We start from the raw sequence: 15,260 nt of genomic DNA, 5'->3' as shown, positions 1-15,260 counted from the left end.
GGCCTTTTATCCCCCTATTTTTTCCTCCGGCATTTTCACCCGCGGCACAAAACATATATTCTCAGCCCCCAACTTTCAACGAGCATCTTAAAGCTCAGAAGGTGATAGGCATGGGAAGGCACTACCTCCCGAACCTGGCGCACAGGGATGAAATGCTGAAAGAGATCGGGTTCAATTCGATTGACGACCTCTTCTCCGATGTCCCGAAGGGCATGGTCCAGAAGTTCAACCTGGCTGAGGGGAAGAGCGAGTATGAGGTCTTCATGGAGCTTAACGAAGTCCTGGGTCAGAACAGGACCGCCCTTGAGATGCCCAGCTTCCTCGGCGCTGGAACCTACTTCCACTACGTTCCCGCGCACGTGAAGTACCTCATCGAAAGGAGCGAATTTTTGACGGCTTACACGCCATACCAGCCGGAGGTAAGCCAGGGGATGCTCCAGGCCCTCTTCGAGTACCAGAGCATGATAGCCGAGCTCGTGGGTCTCCCAATAGTCAATTCATCGATGTACGACTGGGGCACGGCGATGGCAGAGGCGGCGCTGATGAGCGCCCGCGTTACCAGAAGGAAGAAGTTCGTCATCCCCAGGGCCCTGAGCCCCGAGAAGAAGGCAGTCCTCAGAACCTATACCGCGGGCCCGGGTATGGAGATAACCGAGGTGCCCTGGGACGAGAGGGGACAGGTCGATATGGAGAAGCTCAAGGAAGCCGCCGACGGTGCGGCAGGTGTTTACGTTGAGGTACCCAACTTCCTCGGGCTGATCGAGGAGAACCTCAGGGAAATCGGCGAAATAGCTCACGAGGCAGGGGCGCTCTTCGTGGTGGGTGTGGACCCAACGATCCTCGGCATAGTGGAGGCGCCGGGAGAGCTCGGGGCCGACATAGCAGTTGGTGAGGCCGCTTACTTTGGAAACCCGATGAACTTCGGAGGCCCGAGGGCGGGAATCTTTGCGGTCAGGAACGACAAAAAGCTCATCCGCCAGATGCCCGGAAGGATAATCGGAATGAGCAGAGACTCGGACGGAAAGAGGGCCTTCGTGATGACGCTCCAGACCAGGGAGCAGCACATAAGGCGCGCAAAGGCAACCTCAAACATATGCTCAAACGAGGCCCTGGTGGCTGTTGCCTCGGCAATACACCTCGCAACCCTCGGGCCGAAGGGTTTAACGGAGCTCGGAGAGGTCATCCTCAAGAACACCGCCTACCTCAAGAAAAGGCTCTCGGAGGTGGCGGAGGTTCCGTTCGATGGCGTGAACTTCAAGGACGTACTCGTCCGCTTTGAGAAACCCTACAGCGAGGTACACGAGATGCTCCTGGCAAGAAACATCCACGGCGGCTACTACATAGGGCAGCACTTCCCGGAGCTGGGAGAGAGCTCTCTCTTCGCCGCAACTGAGACCACGCGAAAAGAATGGGTCGATGCACTAATAGAGGCCCTCAAGGAGGTGGCCTGAATGTTCCGTCAGGCTAAATGGAGCGAACCTCTCATCTTTGAGCTCTCAAGGCCGGGAAGGGTTGGCTACACGATGCCGGCCCCCATAGAGGACGTGGCAGTTGAAATTCCAGAGAAGATCAAAAGAAAAAGCCCATTGAACCTTCCGGAGCTGAGCGAGCCGGAGGTTGTGAAGCACTACACCCGCCTCAGCGAGATGAACTACGGCGTCGATTCCGGCATCTATCCGCTCGGCTCGTGCACCATGAAGTACAACCCCAAGATAAACGAGGAGATTGCCGCCCATCCGGGTGTCGCCTACATCCATCCGTACCAGGACGAGAGGACCGTTCAAGGCGCGCTGAGGATAATGTGGGAGCTTGAGCAGTGGCTCAAGGAGATAACCGGCATGGACCGCTTCACACTCCAGCCGGCGGCCGGAGCCAACGGCGAGTTCACAGGCGTTTCGATAATTCGCGCCTACCACCTCGATAACGGTGAACCGCAGAGGGACGAGATGCTGGTAGCTGATTCTGCCCACGGAACCAATCCCGCCTCTGCAGCAATGGCCGGCTTTAAGGTCATTGAAATCCCCTCGACCGAGGAGGGAACGATGGACCTTGAGGCCCTTGAGAACGCCGTCGGTGAAAGGACCGCCGGTTTAATGCTCACCAACCCCAACACCCTCGGCATCTTCGAGGACGAGATACTCGAGATAGCGAAAATAGTCCACAAAGCCGGTGGCCTGCTCTACTACGACGGCGCCAACCTCAACGCCGTTCTCGGAAAGATAAGGCCCGGCGATATGGGCTTCGACGTCGTCCACCTCAACCTGCACAAGACTTTCTCAACCCCGCACGGCGGCGGCGGACCGGGAAGCGGGCCGGTCGGCGTTAAGGACTTCCTCAGGGACTACCTGCCGGTTCCGCTCGTGGGCTACGACGAGGAGAACGATCGCTATTACCTCGACTACAACGTGCCCAAGAGCATCGGCAAAGTCAAGGAGCTCTACGGCAACTTCGCGGTGATGGTCAGGGCCCTGACCTATCTCAAGATAATGGGCAGGGAAGGCCTCAGGGAGGTCAGCGAAATAGCGGTTCTCAACGCCAACTACCTCACCCAGAAGCTGAAGGGAACGAGGGGCTACGAGCTGCCCCACAAGGAGCTCAGGAAGCATGAGGTGGTGTTCAGCGCCGAGCCCATGAAGAAGGAAACGGGAGTTAAGGCCCTTGACGTGGCGAAGAGGCTCCTCGACTTCGGACTGCACGCTCCGACCATATACTTCCCGCTGATAGTCCATGAGGCTCTAATGATAGAGCCCACCGAGACCGTCAGCAAAGAGGAACTCGACGCGTACGTCGAGGCTCTGAAGAAGATAAGTGAGGAAGCCTACAGCAACCCGGAGGTCGTCAAGAACGCACCCCACAACACAGCGGTGAAGAGGGTGGACGACGTTCTGGCGGCGAAGAGGCCGATCATCACCTGGAGAATGTACAGGGAGCTGAAGGAGAAGGGAGAGGTCGATATTTAGGCCCGCTCCCTTTAATTTTCAAAAAGGAAGTGCCGTTTGGGGACGTTTCTCAACTCCGGCCCATGTTCAAGGCTAAGAACGTTTCTGTTGGGGCTTCAAAAAACGTCCCGTTGTGCAGGTATTTTATGGCTGCCCGTGTTAAACGCCCCGATAATGAGAAACCACTTGAAGAATCATAAACTTTTGATCAAACTTTTGCCAGAAAAGTTTGTAGTGGAGCCCCGGGCGGGATTTGAACCCGCGACCGGCGGATTACAAGTCCGCCGCCCCGCCAGGCTAGGCTACCGGGGCACGGTTTAAAGACTCCCAGGGGAAAATATAAAGTTTTCGCAGCCGGTTCTCGTACCATGTTTCGCAAAAATGACTGACATTCCCCCATCGGGAGGCACCGTAAGATTTATAAATCCACTCCATATTCCCTACATTGGGTCGTGCCGCCGTAGCTTAGTCGGTAGAGCGCCGGACTGTTAATCCGGCGGTCCCCGGTTCGAGTCCGGGCGGCGGCGCCATCCCGTGGGCCCGTAGCTCAGCCTGGTCAGAGCGCGCGGCTCATAACCGCGTGGTCGGGGGTTCAAAGCCCCCCGGGCCCACCACAAGAAACTTTGCCTGCGCAAAGTTTCATCAAAGTTGGTAGCTCCTTCTTAGAGTGCAAGTTCTTGAGGGAGTTTTCTTATATGTGCGCTGGGGATGAGGAATCTTTGTAAGTTAGTCTTTTGTGAGGGTTTAACTTTAGAATCGACGCCCGAAGGGCGTCACCAGAGAATAAACCCCTCTCAAAGGACTTGCCATAACGCATTCCACGTTTGAAGGGGGATATCTGAGTACGAAACCCAACTTGTGAGCATTCTTTTGGAGGAGAGCTACTAACTCTTTGATGAAACTTTTCCAAAAGCTTCTTAAGAGCGCAAACATTCCCCAAGTTGCATTTTGAAAGGAATCACGAACTTTGATGAAACTTTTCGCCAGAAAAGTTTCTTGGTGAGGCTTTTCCAAAAGCTTCCCTCACAAACAAAACACCTGTTTCTCAAGCGGTTCGCATGGTTGAGCGGTAAAAACATTCTGATCCAAACTACTGAGCCTTTCAAGGTCGTATTGGACATTTAAAAGCGTCAGTGGGCATTGTTTCGCACAAAAAACTGACCAAATTTTACCCGTATTTTGGCCAGATATGACAGATGAACCCGTTAATCAGCCACGTTATGCCATTATTCTGGCATAAATCATGTCAAAATTACAGCAGATTTCGAGCACATGGCCGCTTTTTAGAAAGTTCGAACATCGAACCGACGGCAGACATTTATAAGTCTTTCCCCATACTGATGGACATAGAAGTGCATCATAGTAGCTTTTCGGCATGGAAAACGGTTCTTAAACTTTGCGCAACCGATATAAACCCCTACGAGCCAGATACCACTCGAAAAGCTTATATACCGAAACCCGCAGGTGTGAGGTAGTGATAATCGTTCTTAAAAAATGTTAAAGGGGGCAATTCTCGGTGGCGACGAAAAAAGAGTTTGATATATTCACGCATGAGCTGGTTCCCGAGCACAGAATACTGAGCGAAGAGGAGAAGGAGGAGCTCCTCAGGAAGTACAGGATCAGAATCTCCCAGCTTCCGCAGATCAAGGCTTCAGACCCCGCTGTTGTGGCCCTTGGGGCAAAGCCTGGCGATATCCTTGAGATCAAAAGAAAAAGCCCGACGGCGGGTTACTACAACTACTACCGCCTTGTGGTGGAGGACTGATTCTGCGAGGTGAGATTATGGCATCGAGAGGACCAACCGTTGTGGATGTTACCCCTGACGACCTCTGGCTTGTTATGGACGCCTACTGGAAGGAGAGGGGACTCGTAAGGCAGCACCTTGATTCTTACAACGCTTTCATTGAGGGCGGCATGCAGCAGGTCATATACGAGTTCGGCGGACTGAAGCCGGATATCCCGGACTTCGAGGTTAAGTTCGGTAAAATACGCCTGGGTGAACCCGAATTCCAGGAGGCCCAGGGACAGAGGAAGCCGCTCTACCCGATGGACGCCAGGATAAGGAACCTGACCTACTCTGCCCCGCTCTACCTCGAGCTCATCCCCATCATCAAGGGCATCGAGCAGGAACCAGTCGAGGTCCGCATCGGCGAGCTCCCGATAATGCTCAAGTCCAAGGCCTGCAGACTTTACGGCCTCAGCGACGAGGAGCTCATCAAGCTCGGCGAGGATCCAAAGGACCCGGGAGGATACTTCATCATAAACGGTTCCGAGAGGGTTATAGTCTCTATCGAGGATCTCGCCCCGAACAAGACTCTCGTTGAGCGTGACGAGAGACAGAACAGGATAATCGCCAAGGTCTTCTCCTACAGACACGGTTACAGGGCGCTGATAACCGTCGAGAGGAGGAAGGACGGCATCCTCTACGTGAACATACCAAACGTCCCCAGGCCGGTTAAGTTCGTCTACGTCATGCGCGCCCTTGGTCTTCTGAGTGATAAAGAGATCGTCGAGGCCGTGAGCGACGATCCGAGGATACAGCAGGTTCTCTTCGACAACCTCGAAGATGCGAGCGACATAATGAACCAGGAGGACGCACTCGACTACATAGGAAAGCTCTCCCTGCCCGGCCAGCCGAAGGAGTACAGGCTCAGGAGGGCCGAGCACATAATAGACAACAACCTCCTTCCGCACATGGGTGTCGAGCCCGAGAGGAGAAAGGCCAAGGCCTACTACCTCGGCATGATGGCCCTTAAGGTTCTCGAGCTTTCCCTCGGCCTCCGCGGTGAGGACGACAAGGACCACTACGCCAACAAGAGACTCAAGTTAGCGGGAGACCTCCTCAGGGACCTCTTCCGCGTCGCCTTCGGCCAGCTAGTCAAGGACATGCAGTACCAGATGACCAAGACCTACCAGAGGAAGGGCGAGCGCTACACCTTCGAGAACATCCAGAGGTTTGTGAGAAACTCCATAAGACCCGATGTCCTCAGCGAGAGGATCGAGCATGCTTTAGCGACCGGTGCCTGGCCCGGCGGAAGGACCGGTGTGAGCCAGCTTCTCGATAGAACGAACTACATGAGCACTCTTTCACACCTCAGGCGCGTCACTTCTCCGCTCAGCAGGGATCAGCCCCATTTCGAGGCGCGTGATCTTCACGGAACCCACTGGGGAAGAATCTGCCCGACGGAGACTCCGGAAGGTCCGAACTGTGGTCTCGTTAAGAACCTGTCCCTGATGTCCCAGATAACCACCGGCATTCCCGAGGAGGAGGTCAGGGAGTACCTGAACAAGCTCGGCGTCGTTTCCATCGAGGAGCGCCGCCCGAGCCCCGAACTCTGGCGCCTCTACCTCAACGGAGTTCTCATCGGGACCATAGAGGATGGAGAGTCCCTCGTCCGCAGGATAAGGAGCGACAGGAGAAGCGGAAAGATAAGCGACGTCATCAACGTGGCTATATACCAGGACGAGGAGGTTCGGGAGGTATACGTCAACAGCGACGACGGCAGGGTTAGAAGACCGCTCATCATCGTCGAGAACGGCAAGCCGAAGCTCACCAAGGAGCACGTCGATGCGATAAAGAACGGAACCCTCACCTGGAACGATCTGGTGAAGATGGGCATCATAGAGTACCTCGACGCGGAAGAGGAGGAGAACGCCTACGTTGCCACCTGGCCGTGGGAGGTCACGGAGGAGCACACCCACCTCGAGCTCATGCCGGCCGCGATACTCGGTATTCCTGCTTCGCTCGTTCCGTATCCGGAGCACAACGCCGCCCCGCGTAACACCTACGGAGCGGGTATGGCCAAGCAGAGCCTCGGCTTTGGTGCCGCCAACTTCAGGATAAGGGTGGACACGCGCGGGCATCTCATGCACTACCCGCAGGTTCCGCTCGTCAACTCACGCATCATGAAGGCCGTCGGTTTCGAGGAGAGGCCAGCAGGCCAGAACTTCGTGGTCGCGGTTCTCAGCTACTCGGGATACAACATGGAGGACGCAATCATCATGAACAAGGCCTCCATCGAGCGCGGTCTCGGAAGGAGCACGTTCTTCAGGACCTATGAGGCCGAGGAGAAGCGCTACCTCGGCGGTCAGACCGACCGCTTTGAGGTCCCCGACCCGACTATACAGGGCTATCTCGGCGAGAAGTACTACAGGCACCTCGATGAGGACGGCATAATCTTCCCGGAGTCAAAGGTCACGGGTAAGGACGTTCTCGTCGGCAGGACCTCACCGCCGAGGTTCCTTGAGGAGCAGAGCGGCCTCGGAGGAATAATACTCCAGGAGAGAAGGGAGACGAGCGTCACCGTCAGGCCGAGCGAGAGGGGCATAGTTGACAAGGTCATCATTACCGAGACCGGCGACGGAACCAAGCTCGTCAAGGTGACCACCAGGGACCTCCGCATCCCGGAGTTCGGAGACAAGTTCGCATCGAGGCATGGTCAGAAGGGTGTCGTGGGCCTCATCGTTCCGCAGGAGGACATGCCCTGGACCGAGAGTGGAATCGTTCCCGACCTCATCGTCAACCCACACGGTATCCCGAGCCGTATGACCGTCGGACAGCTCATTGAGGCCATAGGCGGAAAGGTCGCCGCCCTCACCGGAAGGAGGGTCGATGGAACCGCGTTCATTGGTGAGCCAGAGGAGAAGCTCAGGAAGGAGCTCGAGGAGCTTGGATTCAAGCACAGCGGCAGGGAAGTCATGTACGACGGCATAACCGGAAGAAGACTGGAGGCCGACATATTCGTGGGCGTCATCTACTACCAGAGGCTCCACCACATGGTCGCCGACAAGATGCACGCGAGGAGCAGGGGTCCGGTGCAGGTACTCACCAAGCAGCCAACCGAGGGTAGGGCCAGGGAAGGCGGTCTCAGGTTCGGTGAGATGGAGCGTGACGTTCTCATCGGACACGGCGCCGCGATGCTGCTCATTGAGCGTCTCCTCGAGGAGAGCGACAAGACAGAGGTATGGGTCTGCGAGAGCTGTGGGCATCTGGCACTCGAGGACAAGCGCAGAGGAAAGGTCTACTGCCCGGTCTGTGGAGAGGAAGAGAAGATCAGCAAAGTGGAGATGAGCTACGCCTTCAAGCTGCTGCTCGACGAGCTGAAGGCTATGGGAATAAGGCCGTCCCTCAAGATAACGGATAGGGTGTGATAGCATGCAGTCGATGAAGAAGATCATCGGGAGTATTGAATTCGGTATCCTCTCACCCCAGGAAATCAGAAAGATGAGCGCGGCCGAGATAACCGTCCCCGACACCTACGACGACGACGGCTACCCAATCGAAGGCGGTCTCATGGACAAAAGACTGGGTGTTGTTGACCCTGGACTTCGCTGTGAGACCTGCGGAGCGAGAGCTGGAGACTGTCCGGGTCACTTCGGCCACGTTGAGCTCGCCAGACCTATAGTCCACGTCGGCTTCGCCAAGACCATTCACAGGGTCCTCGAGAGCACCTGCCGCGAGTGCGGAAGGATAAAGCTCACCGACGAGGAGATAGAGGAGTACACCCACAAGTTCACCGTTATGGGCGACAGGAAGAAGGCCAAGGACAGGCTCATCAAGGAGATCCACAAGAAGGCCAAGGAGAGAATGGTCTGCCCTCACTGTGGAGCGCCGCAGTTCCCGATCAAGTTCGAGAGGCCGACCATCTACTGGGAGCTCAGGAAGGATGAGGAGGGCAACGAGTACAGGCACAGAATGATGCCGAGTGAAGTTCGCGACAGGCTCGAGAAGATACCCGACAAGGACTTACCGCTCCTCGGACTTCACCCTGAGAAGGCCAGGCCGGAGTGGATGATACTGACGGTCCTCCCGGTTCCGCCGGTTACCATGAGGCCCTCCATCACCCTCGAGAGCGGCATCAGAGCGGAGGACGACCTCACCCACAAGCTGGTCGATATTATCCGTATCAACAACAGGCTCAAGTCCAACATCGAGGCCGGTGCACCGCAGCTCATCATAGAGGACCTCTGGGACCTCCTCCAGTACCACGTCACCACCTACATCAACAATGAGACCTCGGGCATTCCGCCGGCCAAGCACAAGAGCGGAAGGCCCCTCAAGACCCTCTCCCAGAGGCTCAAGGGTAAAGAAGGCCGCTTCCGTGGAAACCTCAGCGGTAAGCGTGTCAACTTCTCGGCAAGAACCGTCATCAGCCCCGACCCGATGATAAGCATCAACGAGGTCGGCGTTCCGATGGCTGTGGCAATGGAACTCACCGTTCCGGAGAAGGTCACTGAGTTCAACTTCGAGAAGCTCAAGAGGATGGTCCTCAACGGGCCGGAGAAGTATCCAGGAGCCAACTACGTCATCGACCCCGAGGGAAGGAGAATCCGCCTCATGGAGAACAACCTCGAGATAATAGCCGAGAAGCTCGACCTTGGCTGGACGGTCGAGAGGCACCTCATGGACGGAGACATAGTGCTCTTCAACAGGCAGCCCTCACTCCACAGGATGTCCATCATGGCCCACCGCGTTCGTGTTATGCCGTACAGAACATTCCGTCTCAACCTCTCGGTCTGCCCGCCGTACAACGCCGACTTCGACGGTGACGAGATGAACCTCCACGTGCCGCAGACCGAGGAGGCGCAGGCTGAAGCGAGGATACTCATGGAGGTCCAGAACCACATCATCTCGCCGAGGTATGGAGGCCCGCTCATCGCCGGAATCCAGGACCACATCTCCGGCGGCTACCTGCTCACCCGTGAGGGTGCCTACTTCACCCGCTCAGAGGTCGAGCAGATGCTCATGTTCGCGGGAATCGACATCCGCGAGCTTCCTGAGCCGGACAAGGTGGAGAACGGCGTCGAACTCTGGAGCGGAAAGACCATCTTCTCGCTCGTCCTGCCGGAGGACCTCACAATCTGGTACCGCAACAAGCTCTGCGACGAGCCGGAGCGCTGTGAGGCCCTGGAGAAGCTCATCGAGGAGAAGCTCGTCCCCGACCCGGAGGAAGTCAAAAAGCTCGCCTACGACGGCTTCGTCTACATTCAGAACGGGAAGCTCCTCAGCGGCGCCATAGACAAGAAGGCCTACGGAAGGGAGGATGGAAAGCTCCTCGACCTCATAGTGAGGGAGTACGGGGTCGAGAGGGCGAGGCAGTTCCTCGACCAGGTCACCAAGCTCGCCATCTGGACCATCACCCACAAGGGCTTCACCACCGCCATAGACGATGAGGACCTTCCGAGCGAGGCCCTCGACAGGATTCACGAGATAATCCGCGAGGCGGAGGAGAGGGTCAACAGGCTCATAGAGGCATATAAGAACGGTGAGCTTGAGCCGCTGCCGGGTAAGACCCTTGAGGAGACCCTCGAGAGCAACATCATGGCGGTCTTAGCTGAGGCGCGTGACAACGCCGGTAAGGTCGCTGAAAAGTACCTCGGTATGGGCAACCACGCGGTCATCATGGCCAAGACCGGAGCAAGGGGTAAGATGCTCAACATCACCCAGATGGCCGCTATGCTCGGCCAGCAGTCCATCCGTGGAAAGCGCCTCTACCGCGGCTACCGCGGAAGAGTCCTGACCCACTTCAAGCCGGAAGACCTCGGCGCGAGGGCAAAGGGATTCGTCACCAACTCCTACAAGAGCGGGCTTACGCCGCAGGAGTACTTCTTCCACGCAATGGGTGGACGTGAGGGACTGGTTGATACGGCCGTTAGAACAGCTCAGAGCGGTTACATGCAGAGAAGGCTCATCAACGCCCTCCAGGACCTCAAGGTGGACTACGACGGAACCGTGAGAGACCCGACCGGAATTATCGTCCAGTTCAAGTACGGTGAGGACGGCATCGACCCGATGAAGAGCTGGCAGGGCAAGACCGTTGATGTTGACAGGGTCATCCTTAGAACCCTCGTCAAGATGAGGGGAGGTGAGTGAAATGGTCGCAGCGAAGACCATCAAGAGCCTGGTGGACAAGGCCGACCTCCCGGAGAACCTCAGGGAGGAGCTCTACAACAAGCTGGTCGAGTACAACAAGAAGTACAAGCTCAAGAAGGCCGAGATAGAGGCCATCATCGAGGAGACTGTCCGCGAGTATCAGAGAGCCTTAGTCGAGCCAGGAGAGGCCATAGGAACCGTTGCCGCACAGTCCATAGGTGAGCCCTCAACGCAGATGACCCTCAACACCTTCCACTACGCAGGAGTTGCTGAAATCAACGTCACCCTCGGTCTGCCGAGAATCATCGAGATCGTCGATGCGAGGAAGAACCCGTCAACGCCAATCATGACCGTTTACCTCGACGAGAAGCACCGCCACGACAGGGAGAAGGCCCTTGAGGTCGCGAGGAGGATCGAAGGTACCACCCTGGAAAACCTAGCCCGCGAGATGAGCATCGACATACTCAACTACGAGTTCGTCGTTGACATAGACCTGGAGAGGCTTGAGAAGGCAGGTCTGGACATGGAGAAGGTCCAGAGGAAGCTCGAGGGCTCTTTCAAGAGCGCTGAGTTCGAGGTTGATGGATACACGCTCATAATGAGGCCCAAGAAGGTCGGCAAACTCTCAGACCTCAGGAGACTTGCCGAAAAGGTTAAAAAGCACCGCCTTAAAGGCCTCTCGGGCGTCGGGAAGACCATCATAAGGAAGGAAGGCGACGAGTACGTCATCTATACCGAGGGCTCGAACTTCAAGCAGGTGCTCAAGGTCCCGGGCGTTGACCCCACGAGAACCAGAACGAACAACATCTGGGAGATCGCTGATGTGCTCGGCATTGAAGCGGCAAGGAACGCCATCATAGAGGAAATCGTCAACACGATGCGCGAGCAGGGTCTCGAGGTTGACGTCAGGCACATCATGCTCGTCGCCGACATGATGACGCTCGACGGTGTGATACTGCCCATAGGCCGGCACGGTATAGTTGGGGAGAAGGCCAGCGTGCTTGCCAGGGCCGCCTTCGAGATAACCACCCAGCACCTCTTCGAGGCCGCTGAGAGGGGCGATGAGGACCCCCTCAACGGTGTCGTGGAGAACGTGCTGATAGGACAGCCGGTTCCAGTCGGAACCGGAATGGTCAAACTGGCAATGAATCTCCCCCTGAGACCGAAAAGGGAGTAGGGAGGTGTGATGTATGGTTGATTTCGCATTCGAACTTAGGAAGGCAGAGGACACCGGAAAGATAATCATGGGAGCGAAGAAGGCCATCCAGTACGCCAAGATGGGCGGCGCCAAGATGATTATCGTTGCCAGGAACGCGAGGCCGGACATAAAGGAGGACATACTCTACTACGCCAAGCTCAGCGGCATACCGATTTACGAGTTCGAGGGAACCAGCGTCGAGCTCGGAACCCTCCTCGGAAGGCCGCACACCGTTTCGGCCCTCGCGATAATCGACCCCGGTGAGAGCAGGATACTGGCCTTGGCTGGGGGTAAGGAGTAATGCCGCTCAAGCTCAACACCGACCAGATCAAGTTCATAGCGCTCTTCGAGAGCATGACCGGAGCGACAGTGATGGACTGCCTCATTGACACCAACAGGAACAGGCTCATATACGTCATTAAGAAGGGCGAGATGGGACTGGCCCTCGGAAAGAAGGGAGCCAACGTCAAGCGCGTCCAGAACATGCTCGGGAAAGAGATAGAGCTCATCGAGCACTCGGAGAACCCTGAGGAGTTCCTGAGGAACATTTATAAGAGCCTCGGGGTTAAGGTTAAAAAGGTCCACATCACTGAGAAGCGTGATGGTAAGAAGGTCGCCCTCCTCGACATCGGGCCCCGCGACAAGGCCAGGGCTATCGGAAAGGGCGGCCAGAACATCAACCTCGTGAAAGAGTTGATGGAGAGACACCACGGCATTCACGATGTGGTCATAATTTGAGGTGATGATCATGGCTGGAAAGAAGGCCCCGTATGGAGAGTTTGCCGGAAGGAAGCTCAAGCTCAAGAGGAAGAAGTTCCGCTGGAGCGACATCAGGTACAAGAGGAGAGTCCTCAGGCTCAAGGAGAAGAGCGACCCGCTTGGAGGTGCCCCGCAGGCCAAGGGCATCGTCCTCGAGAAGATAGCCGTCGAGGCAAAGCAGCCGAACTCGGCTATGCGTAAGGCCGTCAGGGTTCAGCTCATCAAGAACGGTAAGGTCGTTACCGCCTTCACCCCCGGTGACGGAGCTATAAACCACATCGACGAGCACGACGAGGTCATCATCGAGGGAATTGGTGGTCCAAAGGGTGGTTCCGTCGGTGATATCCCGGGAATCAGGTACAAGGTCGTCAAGGTCAACAGGGTCTCCCTCAAGGAGCTCGTCAAGGGAAGGAAGGAGAAGCCGAGGAGGTGAAGTGAATGGCCAAGGCAATCACTGAGCGCTTTTACCAGCCTAAGGAGCTCAAGGTCATGGGCAGGTGGAGCGTTGAGGACGTCGTCGTGAACGACCCGTCCCTCAGGCCCTACATCAACCTGGAGCCGAGAATCCTCCCGCACAGCCACGGAAGGCACGCCAAGAAGTCCTTCGGCAAGGCCAACGTTCACATCGTTGAGCGCTTGATTAACAAGGTCATGCGCAGCGGTGCCAGCGGCCACAAGGTCGGTGGCCACTTCATGAGGAGAGAGCACCGCTCCCTCATGAGCAAGAAGATGAAAGCTTATGAGGTCGTTAAGGAGGCCTTCATGATCATCGAGCGCAGAACCAAGCAGAACCCGATACAGGTTCTCGTCAGGGCCCTTGAGAACTCCTCCCCGAGGGAAGACACCACCACCATCGCCTTCGGTGGAATCCGCTACCACATGGCCGTTGACGTTGCCCCGCTCAGGAGGCTCGACATAGCCCTCAAGAACCTCGCCCTCGGTGCGAGCGCCAAGTGCTACCGCAACAAGACCAGCTATGCCCAGGCCCTCGCCGAGGAGATAATCGCTGCCGCCAACAGGGACCCGAAGAGCTTCGCCTACAGCAAGAAGGAAGAGATCGAGAGGATCGCCCAGTCCTCACGCTGAGGGCTGGCTGGTTTCTCCTTTCCTATTCTCCTGGCTTTTGTCCAAAAATTAAAGGTCAGTGGGCTAGCGCTTTTCCGAGCCACTTGGCGAGGGCCACTATCGTCAGTATCGGCGGCATTCCCGGAGAATGCGGCAGAACGCTGGCGTCACAGACGTGAAGGTTTCTGACCCTTGTCTCAAGGTAGCCATCAACCACGGTTCCGATGGTCGCGGTTCCACCCACGTGGGCTCCCTCTGGCTTGGAAACGACGAAGGAACTTGGATCAGCCCCTATGCCCTCGAGTATCTCCTTGGCCACAGCGACACCATCGTCGATCCTTTTCCTGTCGTCCCTTGTAATCGCCTTCGAGACCTTGCCGCTTGGGTAAACCCTCCCAGAAGGATCGTCTGAGGTCTTCACCATGATGCCGACCAGTTTGTCCGTGGGCATCATAAAGCCCCTCCTGCCGGCCTCCATGAACCTAACCGTCCTGCTCGCGTTTATGTAGGGGGAGAGTATGAAGCCTCCATCGTCGTGGAACTCGTGGTCAACGAGCGCCATGGCCGGTTCCATCACTTGGTGCATGCCCTCAGCCCTTCCGTAAACGTTCACAAAGGCATCGATGAAGAGACCCTTTCCCGCGCACTCCAGACCGGAGTTCTGGAGTATTACCGGCGTTGCCAGCGCCCCGGCTGCGAGAATGACGTGGTCTGCCCCCACCTCAACGTAGCCGTTTTTACCGCGCCCCCTGACTCCAGCAACCTTTCCATCTTCTATCACTACTTCCTCAACGGTGGTTTCGTAGATTACCTCGGTACCGTGAGAAAGGGCATCGTTCAGGTACTCAAGGGCAGTCCATTTTGCCCCCTGGGCACACCCAAATACGCAGCAGCCGCAGCGGATGCACCTCGAAAAGTCAACGAACTTCGGCATGGGCTCCATCGTATAGCCGAGGTCTGTGGAGGCCTCGAGCATGTTCAGTGATGCCTCCGAGAGAACCTCCCTGGGCGTGGGGGTGATCTTCATCTCCTCCTCCGCCTCCCGGAACTCGGTCTCCAGGTCTATTCCAAGGTCCTTGAAATCCTCCTGGAGACAGCGGGTTCCGTTTCCGCACGATACCACTGTGGAGCCCCCAGCCATTATAGTCCTCCAGAGAATGACACCCTCCCTGGACGTGCTCGGAGTCTTATAGGGGGTCATGTCAAAGTAACCAAGAGAGTCTCTGAGGGTCCCCAGGTGCTCCTCGCGTCTGCCGGCCTCAACGATCAGAACCTCCTTCCCGGCATTACTCAGCTCCCTCGCAAGGGTAGCCCCACCGGCCCCAGAACCAACAATCAAGTACTCAGAGTGCTTTTTCATAAAACCAGCTCCCGGCTTCAATTGATTGAAGAAGAGTTATTCTCACTTAACCCTACACGCCCAAAG

General features: G+C 56.6%; 11 protein-coding genes and 3 tRNA genes. 12 read left to right on the top strand and 2 right to left on the bottom strand.

The features are described from left to right. The first annotated feature begins 110 nt into the window (after positions 1-110). On the top strand, positions 111-1,451 hold the full coding sequence (gene gcvPA, locus TIRI35C_RS03120; RefSeq protein WP_188201687.1) for an aminomethyl-transferring glycine dehydrogenase subunit GcvPA: 1,341 nt from the start codon (positions 111-113) through the stop codon (positions 1,449-1,451). Beyond that, the gene (gene gcvPB / locus TIRI35C_RS03115; protein ID WP_188201686.1) at positions 1,452-2,960 is read left to right on the top strand and encodes an aminomethyl-transferring glycine dehydrogenase subunit GcvPB; all 1,509 of its coding nucleotides are present in this window, start codon (positions 1,452-1,454) and stop codon (positions 2,958-2,960) included. It begins immediately after the preceding gene. Between the two features lie 214 nt (positions 2,961-3,174). Here gcvPB and TIRI35C_RS03110 read toward each other — a convergent pair. Continuing rightward, positions 3,175-3,251 (bottom strand) — tRNA-Thr (locus TIRI35C_RS03110). Positions 3,252-3,393: 142 nt separating this feature from the next. Between TIRI35C_RS03110 and TIRI35C_RS03105 the strand changes: the two genes are divergently transcribed. The 10 genes from TIRI35C_RS03105 (at position 3,394) to TIRI35C_RS03060 (ending at position 13,855) form a co-directional block, all read left to right on the top strand. Then, positions 3,394-3,469: transfer RNA gene (locus tag TIRI35C_RS03105), tRNA-Asn, on the top strand. A 6-nt stretch (positions 3,470-3,475) separates the two neighbouring features. Then, positions 3,476-3,553: transfer RNA gene (locus TIRI35C_RS03100), tRNA-Ile, on the top strand. Between the two features lie 902 nt (positions 3,554-4,455). Then, on the top strand, positions 4,456-4,704 hold the full coding sequence (locus TIRI35C_RS03095) for a DNA-directed RNA polymerase subunit H (protein ID WP_014012374.1): 249 nt from the start codon (positions 4,456-4,458) through the stop codon (positions 4,702-4,704). A 17-nt stretch (positions 4,705-4,721) separates the two neighbouring features. Next, positions 4,722-8,090 carry a DNA-directed RNA polymerase subunit B gene (locus tag TIRI35C_RS03090; RefSeq protein ID WP_188201685.1) on the top strand — a complete coding sequence of 1,123 codons (3,369 nt, stop codon included), beginning with the start codon at positions 4,722-4,724 and terminating at the stop codon, positions 8,088-8,090. Positions 8,091-8,094: 4 nt separating this feature from the next. Further along, positions 8,095-10,812, top strand: coding sequence for a DNA-directed RNA polymerase subunit A' (locus tag TIRI35C_RS03085; RefSeq protein ID WP_188201684.1), 2,718 nt, complete (start codon positions 8,095-8,097; stop codon positions 10,810-10,812). 1 nt (position 10,813) lies between these two features. Then, a complete protein-coding gene (rpoA2, locus tag TIRI35C_RS03080) occupies positions 10,814-11,989 on the top strand; it encodes a DNA-directed RNA polymerase subunit A'' (protein ID WP_188201683.1) in 1,176 nt (391 codons plus the stop codon). Between the two features lie 13 nt (positions 11,990-12,002). Beyond that, a complete protein-coding gene (locus TIRI35C_RS03075) occupies positions 12,003-12,311 on the top strand; it encodes a 50S ribosomal protein L30e (protein WP_014012378.1) in 309 nt (102 codons plus the stop codon). After that, complete coding sequence (locus tag TIRI35C_RS03070; RefSeq protein ID WP_014012379.1) at positions 12,311-12,748, top strand: NusA-like transcription termination signal-binding factor; 438 nt, start codon at positions 12,311-12,313, stop codon at positions 12,746-12,748. Before TIRI35C_RS03075 ends, TIRI35C_RS03070 begins: the two co-directional genes overlap by 1 nt. Before the next feature lie 10 nt (positions 12,749-12,758). Further along, positions 12,759-13,202 carry a 30S ribosomal protein S12 gene (locus TIRI35C_RS03065; RefSeq protein ID WP_014012380.1) on the top strand — a complete coding sequence of 148 codons (444 nt, stop codon included), beginning with the start codon at positions 12,759-12,761 and terminating at the stop codon, positions 13,200-13,202. Positions 13,203-13,207: 5 nt separating this feature from the next. Next, positions 13,208-13,855 carry a 30S ribosomal protein S7 gene (locus tag TIRI35C_RS03060; RefSeq protein ID WP_188201682.1) on the top strand — a complete coding sequence of 216 codons (648 nt, stop codon included), beginning with the start codon at positions 13,208-13,210 and terminating at the stop codon, positions 13,853-13,855. Positions 13,856-13,910: 55 nt separating this feature from the next. On the opposite strand, the gene TIRI35C_RS03055 is transcribed toward TIRI35C_RS03060, so the two are convergent. Then, positions 13,911-15,194, bottom strand: coding sequence for an FAD-dependent oxidoreductase (locus TIRI35C_RS03055; RefSeq protein WP_188201681.1), 1,284 nt, complete (start codon positions 15,192-15,194; stop codon positions 13,911-13,913). Positions 15,195-15,260: the final 66 nt, after the last annotated feature.

Source organism: Thermococcus camini, from assembly GCF_904067545.1.
GTDB lineage: Archaea > Methanobacteriota_B > Thermococci > Thermococcales > Thermococcaceae > Thermococcus > Thermococcus camini.
The sequence above is the reverse complement of the archived record's forward strand: the minus strand, read 5'-3'. Positions and strand labels throughout refer to the sequence as shown.

Bases quoted from the DNA above. Each gene is read 5' to 3' on its own strand.
- gcvPA (WP_188201687.1), top strand. From the start codon at position 111: ATGGGAAGGCACTACCTCCCGAACCTGGCGCACAGGGATGAAATGCTG.
- TIRI35C_RS03085 (WP_188201684.1), top strand. From the start codon at position 8,095: ATGCAGTCGATGAAGAAGATCATCGGGAGTATTGAATTCGGTATCCTC.
- TIRI35C_RS03055 (WP_188201681.1), bottom strand. From the start codon at position 15,194: ATGAAAAAGCACTCTGAGTACTTGATTGTTGGTTCTGGGGCCGGTGGG.
- TIRI35C_RS03075 (WP_014012378.1), top strand. From the start codon at position 12,003: ATGGTTGATTTCGCATTCGAACTTAGGAAGGCAGAGGACACCGGAAAG.
- TIRI35C_RS03090 (WP_188201685.1), top strand. From the start codon at position 4,722: ATGGCATCGAGAGGACCAACCGTTGTGGATGTTACCCCTGACGACCTC.
- gcvPB (WP_188201686.1), top strand. From the start codon at position 1,452: ATGTTCCGTCAGGCTAAATGGAGCGAACCTCTCATCTTTGAGCTCTCA.
- TIRI35C_RS03070 (WP_014012379.1), top strand. From the start codon at position 12,311: ATGCCGCTCAAGCTCAACACCGACCAGATCAAGTTCATAGCGCTCTTC.
- TIRI35C_RS03065 (WP_014012380.1), top strand. From the start codon at position 12,759: ATGGCTGGAAAGAAGGCCCCGTATGGAGAGTTTGCCGGAAGGAAGCTC.
- rpoA2 (WP_188201683.1), top strand. From the start codon at position 10,814: ATGGTCGCAGCGAAGACCATCAAGAGCCTGGTGGACAAGGCCGACCTC.
- TIRI35C_RS03060 (WP_188201682.1), top strand. From the start codon at position 13,208: ATGGCCAAGGCAATCACTGAGCGCTTTTACCAGCCTAAGGAGCTCAAG.